Raw genomic sequence first — 16,957 nt, 5'->3', positions numbered from 1 at the left:
TCAGTTCGATCATCCCGTTGCCGGACCGGGGAAGCCTCAGACCTATAATGCCCAATCCAACTCCCAAATCAGCATTATATGATTATCGCTTATGGCTCCAGGGAAGTAAAGAATCCAGATCGGGCAAAACCCGAGGGGGTCCCGAAATCAAGTCCGGTGACTTTTGAGTAATTGTGCGGTTTGCTCCGGTTCCACGAGGGTGTTGGCACAGAGGATTCCCGATGCTGCCACCGCGGGCACTCCAATCCCAGGAAGGGTGCTATCCCCCACTCGGTATAATCCGGCAATGGGAGTATGAATACTGGGAAATGTCCCTTTTCCAGCGGCGATCGCCGGACCATAGGTACCTCGATCGCGCCGCAGGAATTTGGCATGGGTGAGGGGAGTACCTATCAGTTCCAGGACGATGCGATCGCGCAGATCCGGAATAATCCGTTCTAAGGCTCGAAATAGCGGTTGTGCTCGCAGTCGTTTCCGGGCTTTATAAGTGACATCAGACTGCCAAGACTGGTAGGGTTCCATCGTATAAGCATGAATCCCATGATGTCCCGCTGGGGCCAGATTGGGGTCCCAAACCGAGGGAATGGAAATCATACAGGTATTCCCCGGTTCGGTGAGGTCGCGATCGCGATCATGAACCACGACATGATGTCCCGTCAGTCCGGTTAATCCTTCCGATTTAATTCCCAGGTGCAGATGCATAAAACTATCTAACACCGGGGTTTCTAGGGCTTGACGGCGATAGGACTCCGGGAGGTCCTCCGGTGCGAGCAGATGGGTATAGGTATCCCAAATTGTGGCATTGGAAATGACAATCGGTGCCTTGAGGAGGGTGCCATTTCGCAACTGCACTCCCGTGACTCGCCCTGCTTCGACTAAAATACGCTCCACATGAGCATTCAGGCGTAGTTCCCCTCCCCATCGGGTTAATCCTCGCACCAGGGCTTCAATGAGGGCGGTACTCCCCCCCAGGGGATAGTCGATGGCGCTGCGGCTACGTTCTCCGAACATAAAGGCCACTTCTGGGGCGATCGTGCCATGGGCTTTGAACCCGGAGAGTAAGAAGCATTCCAGGTCGATTAAACGCCGCACGAATGGGTCTTTCACATCGCGATCGAGGAGTTGACCCACGGACCCTTGAATCTCCTGAATATGGGGCAGTAATTGGAGTAAGGCGGGCCAGTATGACAGGAGGACACTCAGCAGTTTGCGATCGCTGCGTAAGATTAAAGTAGGAATACCTTTGAGAGCGTCATACAAGGACAACATCCGCCGTTCAAACCGTTGAAGTTCCTTGGCTCCCCTGGGGGTAATGGCAGCAATTTCCGCCCGATAGCGATCGCAACTGCCGTAAATGGGCAGGGTAATGTCCCCGAGGTGATAATGTCCCAAGGGGTCGTAGGCGATAGTTTGCACCGTTTCTCCCAGGAGTTCCAAGACTTGGCGCAGGGGGTTGAGGCTGTGGGAATCGCCCAATCCGCAGTAAAAGGAGGGTCCGGAGTCGAAGTGAAATCCCTGGCGAGAAAATCCATGAGCCGCACCTCCGGCGATCGCATGACTCTCACAAACGAGTACGCGCTTGCCATACCGAGCAAGTAAAGCTGCTGTGACTAACCCGCCAATTCCACTGCCGATGGCGATCGCATCATACTGGGTCATCTGCCTGTTCTTCCTGGTTTATTCCCTCGTGGTTTGATGAATGGGCGATCGGTTTAATTCTGCACATCCCCATTCGGCATCGTCGTCTGGCTAAATAACGCCCCGGCAGTATTCGCGCCGCTCATTTCTGCTCGGATTAAGCTCGCTTTAGTCAAATTGGACCGCATTAAATTCGTTCGGGCCAAATATGCCTCACATAGATTCGCCTCATTCAACAGCGCATGAGACAGATTCGCCCGACTCAAATCCGTCCGGGATAGATTCGCCCGGGTTAAATTTGCCCCGGATAGGTTGGCTTTCCCCAGTTTGGCATCCGTGATGATCGCCACATCCAGTTTAGCTCCCTCCAAATTCGCCTCGCCTAATAGCGCTCGTTCTAGCTTGACATTGGTCATACAAGCCCCGCTCAAATCTACATAAGATAGATTGGCATCACTCAAAAACCCTCCGTTAACAATTGCTGAGGCCATTTTTGCCCGTTCCAAATTCGCCCCGCGCAAGTTCGTTTCGGTGAGATTTGCCCCACTTAAATCCGCCTTCGTCAAGTCCGCACCGCTAAGGTTGACTCCGCGCAAATCCGCACCCCGTAAATCCGCACCCCGCAAGTTCGCCGCACTGTAGATCCGCCGTTCCTCCCGGAAGTTGGCCCCGCGCAAACAGGCTCCGCGCAAACAAACCCCGCTCAAGGTGGTTCCGCGCAAATCCGCATCGCTGAGGTTCGCATCCAGTAGATTGGCTAAATTGAGGTTTGCTTTGCGAAGATCGGCACCTTGGAGGGTCGCCCCATGTAGGTCCGCATCGCTGAGATTGGCACCGGAGAGATTGGCTTGATTGAGGTTGGCACCACTGAGTTTGGTACTGACTAAGTAGGCTGCACTCAGGTTGACTCGGCTCAAGTAGGCAAAAATTAGGTCCGCTCCGTGGAGGTCCGCTCCCCGTAATTTCGCCCCAATTAAATCCGCCCCGCGAAGGTTTGCACCCCAGAGACTGGCCCCGTTAAAATTGGTTTCTCCGGCTGTATAGCGCCGCAATAATTCTTCGACATTCATCAACATTATCCCTCTTTCCCCGCTTTTTCCCCTGACATTAATCCCTGGATTTAGGGTTGCATTTGTTTATCCCGGTGGGTATTTAAGACCCCGAGTTATCTTCTCGTTCAATGGGTTGGTTTCTTTCGGCTTCTTCTAAGTTTATCAGAAGTTCTAGGAATTGAGAAGTAGCCTGTTTGACTTGAGTGATAAAATCTCCCATCGTTTCATATTTGACTGAAATTCCGTCTTCAATATCCAGGGGTTCGAGTTCGTCGCTAATTTCCCGTTCGAGATGATTTAAGCGATTTTCAATAAATTGCACAATTTCTTCCACACTGTGGTTGACTTTAAGATTTAGTTTTTTCTCTAGTTCTTGTTTTTGTTGAACGGGATCTATTTTTTTGAGGGCGCTTAAGGAAAATTTGCGATCGCTACCGTTCAGAGTTCCGGAATTCGGGGAGACGGGCGGTAACACTTCGCTCAATATATCGCTACTGTCCTGACTTTCCTCCATGATTTCACTATAATCGCGATCGTCATCATCATCCGGGATAAAGCCTTGACTAGCACTGCTGTTTTCTTCGGTCCCCTGGATGCCCGGTGCAGCATTCCAGCGATCGCTCCCGGGTGCGATCGAGTCCGGGAGGGGGGGTAGTTTTCCGATTGGGGAATATAACGGCGTCATGTACTGCACAATCACGCCAGCCGATTGATAGTTTTCATCCGCTTCTGGGAGGTTTTTGGCGGTTTCATACAAGTGAGATTCCAGAGCATCCACACTGGGACAGAGTTCATAAATTTGCTGGAACAGTTCGTCTAGCTGGATTTTTTTTAAGTTGAGCCAGTCTTCATCGCGATTAAATTCAAAGAGGCGATCGAGTGCGGAGAAGATGAGAATTTTGGCCCGTAATGGACTCGTGTGCTGAACGACTTTGAGCCGTAAATCAAATATTTTTTCTCGCGGGATGGGAGTCAGAGATTCAGGGTAATTCGGCAGGTCAAAGTCAGTCTCATTGGTAAAATCAGACACAATGACCAGGGTATTGGCCAGATCCGGAGGTGGAGGAAAATCCGAGAGTCCGGACTGGGTTGAACCCTCGTCATAAAATTTACCCAAAGTTGAAATTAAAATTTTCGCAACTAAGGTATATTGTTGCGGTTTATTAATATTGCTGACAATTCCATCTAAAGAAAATTTAAGATTGTCTAAAGTTCCGGTGACTTCGCAGACTTCAATAATTAAGTCGCGTAAATTCAAGGCAGACAGTAATTCAGCATTGTTTTCCCATCTTCCCTGACATAGACAAAGCATTAATTTTTTAATGCGAGTTAGATTGGCTTCCTGCTCTAAGTTGCGAATGGTTTCATCGAGCAACTCTAAATTTTTCATCTTGGCCTCCGTGTATTGCCAATTAAGGACTGAGGTTGACTGGAAAAAGAAGCTATAGACAAAGGGTTACAGCTACTTATTAAACCATGAGATGGAGAGGGACTAAAGATTTTTTCACTTTTCTCAAGGGAACTGTCCCTTGGATGGGCGATCGCCTCTTCTGCACGCAGCTAGAGGGGGTCTGGGGTGTCCCTGAGCATGAGGGGAGAACACCCAGTTTTTCGGGGATAAATGGGGGGAAAAGTCCCCACTATCGCTCCTACAACCGCCTTTGTGAACCGGAATATTTTTGGGGGTGCCGATGGGTTAGGTCAATGAGGGGTAAAACCCCTAGGGATCCTAAAAAAAGGGAGGGTTGTCTCGGGCGATCGGTCTGACAAACGGAGAGCAAACAGTAATCCTTGCCTCAAAAAAACTAAAGCAGGTGTTGGAAATGAAGGGCTTCTCATCTCATAATAATTCAGGGAACTGGTTTTTTCCTAATCAGGAAACAGTTCACTCAATTATCTTAATTTTTTTTTAATGTTATAATGTTAGCGCAATTCTAGGAGACTTTCCCCCGATGATCGACCTCTATACCTTTCCCACTCCCAATGGACACAAGGTTTCTATTTTGTTAGAAGAGTTAGGTCTTTCCTACAATGTCCATAAAATTGATATTACCGAACGACAGCAATTTTCCCCGGATTTTGTAGAGATTAATCCTAATAGCAAAATTCCGGCCATTATCGACCAGGATACAGAAATAACGGTGTTTGAATCGGGGGCTATCTTAATGTATCTGGCGGAAAAAACTGGGAAATTGCTGCCTAGGGAGACCAAATCTCGCTATCAAGTGATGGAATGGTTGATGTTTCAGATGGCAAGTGTGGGTCCGATGTTTGGGCAGTTTAATCATTTTAATCGGTTTGCACCGGAAAAAGTTCCTTATGCGATCGCCCGTTATGAGCAAGAAACTTTACGATTGTATGGGGTATTAGACGGACAATTGGCCGATCGCCCCTATATTGCAGGGGAGGATTACTCCATTGCGGATATTGCGCTTTATCCTTGGGTGGCGAGTTACCAGTTTATGGGGTTGACTTTGGAACAACATCCCCATCTGAAGCATTGGGTAGAAATACTACAGGAACGTCCGGCAGTGCAAAGGGGTATGGCAGTCCCGGCATAAATTACTCTTTTTTAAGAGAAAATTGTGCAGGAGAAAAGGAAGCGGTTTAATTTTATAGGGGATGGGAGGGAATGACTTTAGTCGTTACTACGAACACCGGATCACGACTAAAGTTGTGACGTTGAAATGAAGAGAACGACTAAAGTCGTGACGTTGAACTGGGGAGAGTGGGTTTGGGGGGTGATTTGAGAAAGTTTGTTATGCTGGGATTATCTGTCCAGTAGGATAATTACAGGTATGCACGGGTTTTTGACTGGATCGTTAAAAATTGAACGGTTAAAGGTGACGATCGCCGATTTACCCACTCATCTGAGAGGGACAAAGTTAGTCCAGTTATCCGATTTTCATTATGAAAATGAGGGATTGTCGGATAAACTCTTGGCGGAGGCGATCGCCGCGTCCAATCATGCTGACCCCGATTTGGTCCTGCTGACGGGGGACTATATAACCCATAATCCTGACTGCATTTACGCTTTAGCATTGAAACTCAAGCATCTCCAAAGTCGCAGGGGTATCTATGGTATTTTAGGTAACCATGATATCAAGTTGCCTCATTCTAAGTCAACCATTATTGCAGCATTCGAGAGGATAGGAATTCCTATTCTCTGGAACGAAGTAGTCTATCCTTTGGGGTCAGGTTTAGCCGTTGTGGGGATGGCAGAGGTGCAGTCGGGTCAGTTTAATAGTCGGGCAGTTTTTCCCGGAATTAATCAGTCAATTCCTCGAATTGTTCTTTCCCATAGTCCCGATACTGCCGCTTATTTACAAACTCGGCGAGTTGATTTACAGCTATCCGGTCATACTCATGGGGGACAAATTATTTTACCCAAAATTGGGCCACTTCCAGCTTATTTAAAATGCTTCCGTGAACAAGTTCCTAAAGGGTTGAGGCAATGGATTCCTTATTTATCCAAAAACTCTTATAAAATTGTGGAGCGATGGGAGTGGTCTCAAGGGTTTCATCAGGTTGGAAACAACCAACTTTATGTGAGTCGGGGATTGGGAACTTATTTCCCAGGACGGCTATTTTGTCCCCCCGAAGTAACGATTATTACGTTGCAGTAAGATGACGATAAACAGAGGGGATAAAGCGGTTTTCTCATCTCTAGTATTTCCAAAAAATCGCTCAGGGTGCTGTCTACAAGGGTTTGCCTTGAAGATAAACAGAATGTATTAGACGGGTATGAAAAAAGATTGTATGGATGCGATAAGACCGATCGCGTTACTGGGTGCAGTGGCGATCGCAATCCTAGGTGGGATGGCACGATTGGAGGGCTCTGAAGCCTTGTATGCTCAGATTCCGGCCATCAATATGAGGGAGCATACACCCGTCGATCCACTGTGGATAACTTTGAATGGAGGATTAGAAAATACGGTGGATACTAAACCCATCATTGCAGCCAATACTCGCTTTGGTATTAAGTTATTTTCTCAAATTTATCAGCAAGAAAAGGCTAATAATATTTTTATTTCTCCCTTGAGTTTGACTCTGGCTTTACAAATGCTTAATGGGGGTGCAACGGGTGCAACTCACGAGGCGATCGCCTCGGTTTTGGAAACTCCAGCAATGGAGCAAGAGCAAATTGATTCTACCCTATCTGCACTGCAAACTTACCTCCAAGAAATAGATTCAGAAGTAGAATTAGCCATTGCCAATTCTTTTTGGATGAGGCAAGGTGACTCTTTTAGTTCTACTTTTATGGAAAGGACTAAAACCTGTTATCAAGCCCTAACTCGTGAAATTGATTTTAGTAGCCCCGCTACTACTGCCCCTATAATTAATGGGTGGGTAGCGGAAAAAACGGGTCAAAAGATAGACCATATTTTAGAACCTCATGATTTCGATAGTGGGACGATCGCCCTGTTGGTAAATGCGATTTACTTTAAATCCGCCTGGTTGAGTCCATTTTCTGAATCAGACACTCGTGAACATCCATTTGTCTTAGCTGATGGACAGATGAAACCTCATCCGCTAATGTTTCAAACCCAAGACTTTGCTTACTATGAAAATGCCTTGTTCCAGGCGATTGCCTTGCCTTATGGCAATACAGCAGAAGTAAACTTATATATTTTCCTGCCGAATTCTGGAGTGGGTTTAGATTCGTTTTTAGAGCAACTGAATCCTGAAAACTGGAATTTATGGCTTAAAGAATATTGGGAACACAAACCTGTAAAATTGGGGTTTCCCCGGTTTAAAATAGAATATGAGATTGAACTGAAAGATATTCTAACCGCAATGAATATGGGCATAGCCTTTAGCCCCGAGGCAGATTTTAGTTTAATTACTCCAGAACCTTTCTGGATTAGCAAAGTTAAGCATAAAACATTTGTAGAGGTGAATGAAAAAGGAACGGAAGCTTCGGCAGTAACCGGAATAGTGGGGACTCGCGGTGGCCCAGTGGAAATGATTATTGATCGCCCTTTCTTTTTTGCAATTCGGGATGATACGACCGGAACTTTGCTGTTTATGGGGACTGTAGTTAATCCGACGCTTTAAATTTTCAAAATTAAGATGGAGCAATTTTAAATTATTCTGCTCATGCCATTAAAAAAAGGGAGCATCTTTCTCCCTGGCTATCCCTAGGAAGGAAGATGCTCCCCTGAACTTAAGATAACGACTGAAGTCGGGACGTTGAACAATCCGGAACGACTAAAGTCGGGACGTGGAACTGGGAGAAGATTAACGAGGGGGGATTATGGGTTCGATGTACTTGGAATTGGCGCGAATGAAACAATTGCTTGTTTGTTCGGGTCCGTTGCTACTTTCTACAAACATCCAGGGTTGAGTGTTGGCATCAAAAGTTAAGACAAACCCACCGGGAGAAAGTGCTGCTTTGAAGGTGGAATCGGGGGGTAATGTTCCCGCTACGGGCCAACTGCCGATATTTAAGGCCCCGGCAGAGGGATTCCAGACTTGATCAATGGGTTGATCGCCCATGCGACAGTTCAACCCATTGGGGTCTGGGTCTACGACTCGCCAATTGATATGGTTAGATTTCCCTGTATAATCCCCTTGGGCATTGGTTTGAGGTAACACCGAGGTGGCGATCGGTGGCATTTCATCCGGTGTTTCGCTGCCGCGATCGTCCTGGATGGGGGGTGAATTGGGATTGACTACTGGAGATTGGGGAGATTGGGTAGATGGGGGAGATTGGGGAGATGTTGTACAGCTTAGGGTACTCAGGGTGACGATCGCCAGTAACATCGGCAACCCTAGAGGCTTAAATCTACCGCGATCGTTGCCCGATTGAGTCATAGTTTTCCACAAATAATCCAAATACATAACTTTCTGTTTCCCAATGCTAAATCAGTGAATAGTTCAATTTTCTGTTCGTCAGACTTAATTCGGGATATCCTGATTCCGGAGTCTAATTTCTCGCCGAAATCATCCGCCTAAAATCTAGTCGGGGCCTGATGATGAGGACGATTCTCCCCCGGACCCAAATCGATACCCTTTGCCATAAACCGTATGAATTAATGGCACCTCCCCGGGGGCTTCAATTTTGCGCCGGAGGAGGCGAATTTGGGCGGCGAGGACGTTGCTACTCGGTTTTTCCCCGGTAGGCCACAAATGCTGATAAATTTCGCTATGGGTGAGTAATTGTCCGCTGTGGCGCATAAAATATTCCAGGAGGGTGCTTTCTTTTTCCGAGAGTTCAATGGTGCGCCCGCCTCGGTATGCTAACTGATTGTCAAGGTCGAGTTCTAGGTCATCCCGGTGGAGATGAGTCTCCGGGTCCGGGGTTTTCTGGGTGACCGATCGCCGCAGTTGTGCTCGGACTCTTGCTAATAATTCTAGCAATTCAAAGGGTTTCACGAGATAATCATCGGCACCCGCATCCAGTCCTTGAACGCGATCGTCTAAGGTATCTTTTGCCGTCAGAAATAGAACCGGGGTCACATCCCCTTGACGCCGGATTTCCTGGCAAATCGCTAATCCCGATTGGTGGGGTAACATCCAATCTAAAATCAGCAAGTCATATCCCCCTTGTCGGGCTAATTCGGCCCCGGTTGCGCCATCGGAGGCGACTTCTACTTGATATCCTTCCCGCGTCAGAACCCGAGTTAAAGGTTCCGTGAGTTGGACTTCATCATCCACTAAAAGAATTCGCATTATGTATGATTGGTGAGGGTTGAACGTTAGAAACGAGGGCCAGAATTTCGGTTTGTTGTCCCCGATTCTAAATCTTGTCCCCATTCCCCAGTAAAATCTAAAACCGATATTCTCATTTTGTCTTATGCTGACCGTCGCTTTACCGAAAGGATCGTTGTTAACCGATAGCATCCGACTGTTGCAGTCGGTGGGATTGGATTTTAGTGCATTTCTGGATTCGTCGAATCGACAGTTGCAAATTTTAGACCCCACCGGGACCGCCAGGGCGCTGTTGGTCCGGACCCATGATGTGCCGGTTTATGTGGAGTACGGTCAAGCACAGTTGGGGGTTGCCGGTTATGATGTATTGCGGGAAAAACAGCCACGAGTCGCCCAAGTCCTGGATTTGGGATTTGGCAAATGCCGCTTGTCCGTGGCGGTGAAGGAGTCGAGTCCCTACCGGCGATCGCTGGATTTACCGGCCCACGGACGAGTTGCTAGTAAGTTTGTCCATTGTGCCCGGGAATACTTTCAACGGTTGGATTTGCCGGTGGAAATCGTGCCTCTGTCGGGTTCGGTGGAACTGGGACCGATTACGGGGATGTCGGAGGCGATCGTGGATTTGGTCTCCACTGGACGGACTCTCAAGGAAAATGGCCTCATCGAAATGGAAGTGTTATTTGAGAGTTCTGCAAGATTGATTGCCCATCCGATTAGCTATCGTCTAAATACCGATGGCTTATGCGATCGCATTGCCGCCATCCGCGAAATGACAACAACCTCCGTGTAATCCCGGGGATCCCGAGGACCGATCGCCTCGGCGGTTGCGCTACAGTGGGATGACTTCTGTTTTCCATTGTCAAGGTTTATCGATGACTCGCTTATCACCGCCCCCAACTGCCAAAGAAGGTCGATCGCGCCGTCGCGAAAATGATTGGCGTTTATTTCTGCGCTTGGTTCCTTATGCCCGTCGCAGTAGTCGTCTGTTGGGGATTTCCCTGATCTTATTAGTCCCCTTAGCCTTTGCAGGGGCGGTCCAACCGATTATTATCGGACAATCGATTTCCCTGATCCGGGGGGAACCCACCAATCTCCCGTTTTTGTCAACGGTGACCCTGCAACAAGGTTTAAATCTCCTTTCTGGGTTACTTTTGTTCACGATTACGGTCAGATTTGCCTTACAAGCGATTCAGTCTTATTTCGTTCAGGAAGTCGGGCAGAAAATTACCGCCGATATTCGCAATGATTTGTTTGATCATGTCACCTCTTTGGCGGTGCGTTTTTTTGATCGCACTCCTGTCGGACGCTTGATTACCCGCCTCACTAGCGATGTAGAAGCCCTCGGGGAGGTGTTTTCTACAGGGGCAATTGGGGTAGTCACGGATTTATTTTCCATTGCGATCGTCTTAATCATCATGTTCTATCGGCAATGGCAACTCGCACTCCTGCTGTTGCTGATGCTGATTCCCATCGCTTCCTTAATTATTTATTTCCAACAGCAATATCGCCTAGAAAACTATAAAGCCCGAGAAGAACTCTCCTCCCTCAACTCTAAGCTACAAGAAAATATTGTAGGCGTAGGGGTCGTCCAAATCTTTCGCCGGGAAGCCTTTAATGCGGAAATCTTCCGGGTGAATAACCAGCGTTATATTAAAGCCGTTGACAAAACCATTTTTTATGATTCTGCCGTCTCTGCAACCTTAGAATGGATTGCCTTTGTGGCGATCGCCGGAGTCTTGTGGTTAGGGGGTCAACTCGTCCTCGGTGATACCATGACGGTGGGGAGATTAGCTGAGTTTATCCTATTTTCCCAGCGCTTATTTGACCCCCTGCGCCAATTTGCCGAGAAATTCACCGCCATTCAGGCTGGATTTACCGCCATTGAACGGATTAGCGATATTTTCAACGAAACCATCGAAATTCGCGATCCCGATGTCAAAGAACGGGCAGTGGGTGCCCCGTGGCAAGGTGCAGTCTCAGAGAATAGTTCTCTGGCGATCGATGACTCTAACCCTCATGCTGGAGAAATTCGCTTCCAGAACGTTTCCTTTGCCTATAAAAATGATGAATATGTTCTCAAAAACCTGGACTTTACCATCAAACCCGGTGAAAAAGTCGCCCTAGTCGGTCCCACCGGCGCGGGAAAAAGTTCGATTGTTCGGTTGTTATGTCGTCTATACGAAGCGAGTCAAGGTCAAATTCTCGTCGATGGCGTCAATGTTCGAGATATGCGCCAAGCCGAATTACGCCAGCATATTGGTGTAATTTTGCAGGATGGATTTTTATTTGCTGGGGACGTTAAAAGTAATATCAGCCTCGGAGAAACCTATAGCCTCGCCGAGATTCAATCCGCCGCAGAACGAACCAATGTCGCCAGTTTTATTGAGGATTTACCCCAAGGATACAATACCCAATTACGAGAACGGGGAACGAATTTATCCGGTGGACAAAAGCAACTGTTAGCCTTTGCTAGGGCAGCCATTCGCAACCCCAAAATTTTAGTCTTAGATGAAGCAACCGCCAGTTTAGATGTAGGAACCGAATCTTTAATTCAAGATGCCTTAGACCATCTATTACAGGACCGCACAGCGATTATTATCGCCCACCGTCTCTCGACCATTAAAAATGTCGATCGCATTCTCGTCCTCAAGCAAGGTCAACTGGTGGAACAAGGCAGTCACGAAGAATTACTACAACAAGGTGGACTCTATGCCGGGTTATATCAGTTACAAATGTTAGGAAAATAAGGAAATCTCCCCCGTTCGTAGTAACGACTTCAGTCGTTTCTTAAGTTCGTAGTAACGACTGAAGTCGTTCTCTTCCGAGATTTGTATAGCGCGTCTAAATAAATTGGTCATAGAGAAAGCGAGCAAGATGCTCGCACTACAAGACTATCAGGTTTAGATCCACAATACGAACAATCCGGAAACGACTGAAGTCGTTACTACGAACAATCCGGAAACGACTGAAGTCGTTACTACGAACAATCCGGAAACGACTGAAGTCGTTACTACAAACGAAGAGAACGCCTGAAGGCGTTACTACGAACGATCGCGATAGGCTATATATATTTGGGCACAGATTCCCATGATACTAATATACACAAAATACGATCGCCTCTTGACAGGCGATCGCCTTTTTTTTGTGAGTTAGCAGCCAATTAGTATAATCGGGTGCAACTCCGTTCGAGGTTTATCGCAATCGGTCAAGCTTGGATTTCATGTAACAAGGCTTGGAAGCGGAGGTCATGGCGAATCGAGTCCCAGGTTCCATCTAGGCGAGTCCGTTCTTGACATTGTTCTGGGGCTTGGGAAATATAAGCGTGCAAATGTTCGATCGCCCGTTCAATTTGACCCAGGAGGAGATGACAAGTCGCCTTGGCATAATGGACTTCGGGAAAATCCGCCTCAATATCCAGGGCCTCGGCATAGTTGGCGATCGCCTTTTCATACCGACCGAACCGTTGCCAGGTTTCCCCGCGACGATACCAGGCCCAGCGATCGTTTGGACGCAGGTCTAAGGCGTAGTCATAACTATCAAGGGCTTCTTCATAGCGATTATGTTTGGCTAAAACTTCCCCGCGACGATACCAGGCCCAATAGTCATCTCGACGTTCTTTGAGGGCCTGGTCAAAGCTGGCAATTGCCTCGTCAACCCGTCCGAGTTCCCCTAACGCTTTCCCCCGTTGATACCAGGCCCAATAGTCCCGGGACCGCAATTCTAGGGCTTTATCGTAATTGGCAATGGCCTCTTCATGACAGTTCAGGTGTCTTAAGGCATTTCCCCGGCGATACCAGGCCCAATAATCATTGGGTTTGCTTTCCAGTGCCTGATCATAGGAGGCGATCGCCTCTTGATACCGCTGGAGGGCCGCTAGTGCATTGGCCCGTTCATAACAGGCCCAATAATCATCGGGGCGGATTTCCAGGGCCTGGTTATAACTGGCGATCGCCTCTTCATACCGTTTCGAGTCATGGAGAACGCTGGCGCGCTTATACCACTCTTGATAATCCTTCGGTTGGTCTGCTGATTCTGGCCTGAGTGCCGTCGCAGTGGCGCTGTTCCCTAGATCTGTTGAACGGTCTAATCCCATTGAGTCTTGATTTTCGCTCATAATAGCGCTCCAAAGCAGAAAATATCTGCGCTTTGTGGATTGGTTCCCTCGATTCGGGCTATCTTTTTGCCATTTAGCTGCTTGTCTGCCCTTTCGATAAGCGTTTATACTGACCTGGCTAAATTTTTAATCCGAGGTTACTGGGGGTCCATTCACTGTAAATCCCCACTAGAATCTTAAAGGATTTTTGACCCTTTCTATTCAATTAAATTAATCTTTTTCTTTCACGAATTAAACGCACTTGATTCCCCAATTTTAGAGGAGTTTTGTCAGTAAATCTTGACAATTTGAAACCCATGAATCGTCGATTCCCTTGATACCGTAGACAGGGGATGAAACGTGAAAAATTTAGGCCAGAGTCTTTCAACGTTCCACCCCAAGAGTCTAAGCTCTTAGTGCAAGATCAGCCGAAAGAAAGTTACATCAACCCTTGAAAGGAGCGATCGCCCCGCAAACCGTCAAATTCCCTGTCTGTGGCAATTTTCTCCAGATAGGAGTCTCCCCCCCAGTGAATCGCCTGTTCCAAGCTGGCAACGGCCCCGGGGCCATCCCCTTGGCGAATCAAGTAGCGGGCCAGGTCGTACCAAATTGCCCCATCTTCCGGTTCTATCGTCAGGGCTTTTTGAAAGCTCATAATAGCCTCATCGTAGCGACAGAGTTCCCCTAACGCGATGCCCAGGTCATGCCACACCCAACCGCTTAAACCCTGATACTCTTCACCCCAACGGGTCCAGTTCGGTTCACACTCCAAGGCGCGGTCAAAGCTGGCCACAGCCTCATCGTAGTTGCCTAACTGACTATGGGCGTTCCCCAATTGATACCAAGGCCAGAAATTATCCGAATAGATAGAAATAGCCCGTTCGTAGCACTGGAGGGCTTCTGCCGGACGGTCTAGGTCATCCAGGGCAATGCCGCGATCGTACCACACCAAATCATCCTCGGGGTCAATCTCCAATGCCCGGTCATAACTGGCGATCGCCGCTTCCGTTTCTCCTAACAAATCCAACATTTTCCCCTGGCGATACCAGGCCATCTCTGCGGTGGGTTTCATATCCAGAGCCAAATCATAACTTGCTAACGCCTTTTCATACTCCTGCATCATTTCCAGGGCAATCCCCCGACGATACCAGGCCCAATAATCCGTAGGCCGCACTTCCAGGGCGCGGTCATAGTTGGAGACAGCCTCCTCGTAGCGACAGGCCCGGACCAGGGTAATTGCCCGTTCATACCAAGCCCAATAGTCTCCCGGACGGGCTTCTAGGGCGCGGTCATAGCTGGCGATCGCCTCGTCATACTCCCGCAATTGCCGGAAGGCGCTTCCCCGTTCATACCAGGCCCAATAGTCTCCCGGACGGGCTTTTAAAGCGCGGTCATAGCTGGCGACTGCCTCCTCATACCGCCCCAACTCATCTAAAACATTCCCAATTTGATACCAGGCCCAATAGTCTTCCGGGCGATATTCCACCGCTTTATCGTAGCAACTGAGGGCATCCTGATAATGACCTCCATCCCGCATAGCATTGGCCTGTTGATACCATTCCCAATAGCTATCGGGCCGACACTCTAAAGTCCGCTCATAGATAGAGATGACACGACTCATTGTTTGACTCATACTTTTATTGCAAAATCTATTAAATCTCTCCAATATTAAGGATACTGCGATCAAAGCTCACTCTGCTCGGTAAAATTACTTTGAATTGTTTAAATTTTCAACAATAAGCCCAGAAAGATTTGATGAGCGCACAATCTGAATTAGACTACCGCATAGAACGGGATTCGATGGGAGAACGGCAAATTCCCTCCGCTGCCTACTATGGTATCCAAACCCTGCGGGCCACGGAAAATTTTCCCATCAGCGGACTCAAACCCTTACCCACCTACCTGGATGCCTGTTTGCTGATCAAAAAAGCCACAGCCGTTGCGAATGGTGAACTCGGCTGCATTCCCTCGGAACTGAGTCAGGCGATCGCCGATGCCGCCGATGAAATCCTCAACGGCGCATTACGAGATCAATTTGTGGTCGATGTTTACCAAGCCGGTGCCGGAACCTCTCACCACATGAACGTTAACGAAGTGCTGGCAAATCGTGCCCTGGAACTGCTGGGGGACGCTAAGGGCAATTATCAGCGGATTAGCCCCAATGATACGGTCAACTACGGACAATCCACCAATGATGTCATCCCCACCGCCATTCGCATCGGGGGACTGTTGGCATTGCAGCATAGTCTTTATCCGGCACTCAACGCGGCGATCGCAGCCTTAGAAGCCAAAGCGGTGGAATTCCAGGATATCGTCAAATCCGGCAGAACCCATCTGCAAGACGCAGTACCCGTCCGACTCGGGGAAAGTTTTCGCGCCTGGGCCTATATACTTACAGAACACCGGACGCGCATCGAAACTGCGGGGAAAGAACTGACGGTACTGGGAATTGGGGGAAGTGCCGCGGGAACGGGTTTAAATACTCATCCGAAGTATCGCGATCGCGTGGTGAAGATTCTGTCGGAGTTGATCAATATCCCCCTGACTCCGACGCCGCACTTGATGGCAGCCATGCAAAGTATGGCCCCCTTTGTCAGTGTTTCGGGATCATTAAGAAATTTAGCCACCGATTGCCTAAAAATTTCCCATGATTTGCGCCTGATGGATTCGGGACCAAAAACGGGACTGAAGGAAATTCAATTACCTCCGGTACAACCGGGGTCCTCGATTATGCCAGGGAAATATAATCCGGTGATGGCAGAGATGACTTCGATGGTGTGTTTTCAGGTGATGGGATATGACAGTGCGATCGCCCTGGCCGCACAAGGGGGACAATTAGAACTGAACGTGATGATGCCCTTGATTGCTTATAACCTAATTCACAGCATTGAAATTTTAGGTCATGCGATCGGGGCACTCAGCGAGTTTTGTCTCCAGGGGATTACCTGCGATCGCACTCGCTGTGAACATTATGCTGAAGGCAGTTTAGCCCTCGTCACCGCCCTCAACCCCCATATCGGCTACCTCAACGCCGCCGCTGTTGCTAAAGAATCCCTAGAAACAGGTAAATCTCTACGGCAAATCGTCCTAGAACGGGGTCTAATGTCCTCCGAACAGTTAGCGGAGGTTCTGGACTTACAAAAAATGAGCGCCCTCCCGCATTAAACCGCGAATCTTAAGTTCGTAGTAACGCCTTCAGGCGTTATCTTCAAGAGTTCGTAGTAACGACTTCAGTCGTTCTCTTCTGTTCGTAGTAACGACTTCAGTCGTTCTCTTTCTTAGTTCGTAGTAACGACTTCAGTCGTTCTCTTCGCAGGATTTACGCATTCCCACTAGCCGTAGGGTCGATTCGCTGGTTCTGGGGAATCCGGAAACGACTGAAGTCGTTACTACGAACTAAGAAAGAACTCCCTTGGGTTCTGGGGAATCCGGAAACGACTGAAGTCGTTACTACGAACTAAGAAAGAACTCCCTTGGGTTCTGGGGAATCCGGAAACGACTGAAGTCGTTACTACGAACT

General features: G+C 48.3%; 13 protein-coding genes. 6 read left to right on the top strand and 7 right to left on the bottom strand.

Going from position 1 to position 16,957, the window contains the following annotated elements:
• Positions 1 to 147: 147 nt before the first annotated feature.
• The 3 genes from NG795_RS26010 to NG795_RS26000 form a co-directional block, all read right to left on the bottom strand.
• Entirely contained in the window at positions 148 to 1,659 is a 1,512-nt protein-coding gene (locus NG795_RS26010; RefSeq protein ID WP_367291509.1) for a phytoene desaturase family protein, read from the bottom strand.
• 53 nt (positions 1,660 to 1,712) lie between these two features.
• The gene (locus NG795_RS26005; RefSeq protein WP_367291508.1) at positions 1,713 to 2,708 is read right to left on the bottom strand and encodes a pentapeptide repeat-containing protein; all 996 of its coding nucleotides are present in this window, start codon (positions 2,706 to 2,708) and stop codon (positions 1,713 to 1,715) included.
• An 82-nt stretch (positions 2,709 to 2,790) separates the two neighbouring features.
• Entirely contained in the window at positions 2,791 to 4,080 is a 1,290-nt protein-coding gene (locus NG795_RS26000) for a hypothetical protein (RefSeq protein WP_367291507.1), read from the bottom strand.
• A gap of 562 nt (positions 4,081 to 4,642) precedes the next feature.
• On the opposite strand from NG795_RS26000, the gene NG795_RS25995 reads away from it, so the two are divergent.
• The 3 genes from NG795_RS25995 (at position 4,643) to NG795_RS25985 (ending at position 7,748) form a co-directional block, all read left to right on the top strand.
• Positions 4,643 to 5,251 carry a glutathione binding-like protein gene (locus tag NG795_RS25995; protein ID WP_367291506.1) on the top strand — a complete coding sequence of 203 codons (609 nt, stop codon included), beginning with the start codon at positions 4,643 to 4,645 and terminating at the stop codon, positions 5,249 to 5,251.
• A 237-nt stretch (positions 5,252 to 5,488) separates the two neighbouring features.
• The gene (locus NG795_RS25990) at positions 5,489 to 6,316 is read left to right on the top strand and encodes a metallophosphoesterase (RefSeq protein WP_367291505.1); all 828 of its coding nucleotides are present in this window, start codon (positions 5,489 to 5,491) and stop codon (positions 6,314 to 6,316) included.
• A 133-nt stretch (positions 6,317 to 6,449) separates the two neighbouring features.
• A complete protein-coding gene (locus tag NG795_RS25985; protein WP_367291504.1) occupies positions 6,450 to 7,748 on the top strand; it encodes a serpin family protein in 1,299 nt (432 codons plus the stop codon).
• A 183-nt stretch (positions 7,749 to 7,931) separates the two neighbouring features.
• On the opposite strand, the gene NG795_RS25980 is transcribed toward NG795_RS25985, so the two are convergent.
• Positions 7,932 to 8,534 (bottom strand): hypothetical protein, encoded by a 603-nt coding sequence (locus NG795_RS25980; protein WP_367291503.1) that lies wholly within the window; start codon positions 8,532 to 8,534, stop codon positions 7,932 to 7,934.
• A gap of 117 nt (positions 8,535 to 8,651) precedes the next feature.
• Positions 8,652 to 9,365, bottom strand: coding sequence for a response regulator transcription factor (locus NG795_RS25975; protein ID WP_367291502.1), 714 nt, complete (start codon positions 9,363 to 9,365; stop codon positions 8,652 to 8,654).
• Positions 9,366 to 9,489: 124 nt separating this feature from the next.
• Between NG795_RS25975 and hisG the strand changes: the two genes are divergently transcribed.
• Positions 9,490 to 10,134 (top strand): ATP phosphoribosyltransferase, encoded by a 645-nt coding sequence (hisG, locus tag NG795_RS25970; protein WP_367291501.1) that lies wholly within the window; start codon positions 9,490 to 9,492, stop codon positions 10,132 to 10,134.
• A gap of 82 nt (positions 10,135 to 10,216) precedes the next feature.
• Positions 10,217 to 12,091 (top strand): ABC transporter ATP-binding protein, encoded by a 1,875-nt coding sequence (locus tag NG795_RS25965; RefSeq protein ID WP_367291517.1) that lies wholly within the window; start codon positions 10,217 to 10,219, stop codon positions 12,089 to 12,091.
• Between the two features lie 458 nt (positions 12,092 to 12,549).
• Here NG795_RS25965 and NG795_RS25960 read toward each other — a convergent pair whose 3' ends face one another.
• Positions 12,550 to 13,458: a tetratricopeptide repeat protein gene (locus NG795_RS25960; protein WP_367291500.1), complete on the bottom strand. Its 909-nt coding sequence runs from the start codon at positions 13,456 to 13,458 to the stop codon at positions 12,550 to 12,552.
• Between the two features lie 418 nt (positions 13,459 to 13,876).
• The gene (locus NG795_RS25955) at positions 13,877 to 15,058 is read right to left on the bottom strand and encodes a tetratricopeptide repeat protein (RefSeq protein ID WP_367291499.1); all 1,182 of its coding nucleotides are present in this window, start codon (positions 15,056 to 15,058) and stop codon (positions 13,877 to 13,879) included.
• Between the two features lie 134 nt (positions 15,059 to 15,192).
• On the opposite strand from NG795_RS25955, the gene NG795_RS25950 reads away from it, so the two are divergent.
• Positions 15,193 to 16,602 (top strand): aspartate ammonia-lyase, encoded by a 1,410-nt coding sequence (locus NG795_RS25950; protein ID WP_367291498.1) that lies wholly within the window; start codon positions 15,193 to 15,195, stop codon positions 16,600 to 16,602.
• Positions 16,603 to 16,957 lie beyond the last annotated feature (355 nt).

It is taken from the genome of Laspinema palackyanum D2c, from assembly GCF_025370875.1.
Taxonomy (GTDB): domain Bacteria; phylum Cyanobacteriota; class Cyanobacteriia; order Cyanobacteriales; family Laspinemataceae; genus Laspinema; species Laspinema palackyanum.
The sequence above is the reverse complement of the archived record's forward strand: the minus strand, read 5'-3'. Positions and strand labels throughout refer to the sequence as shown.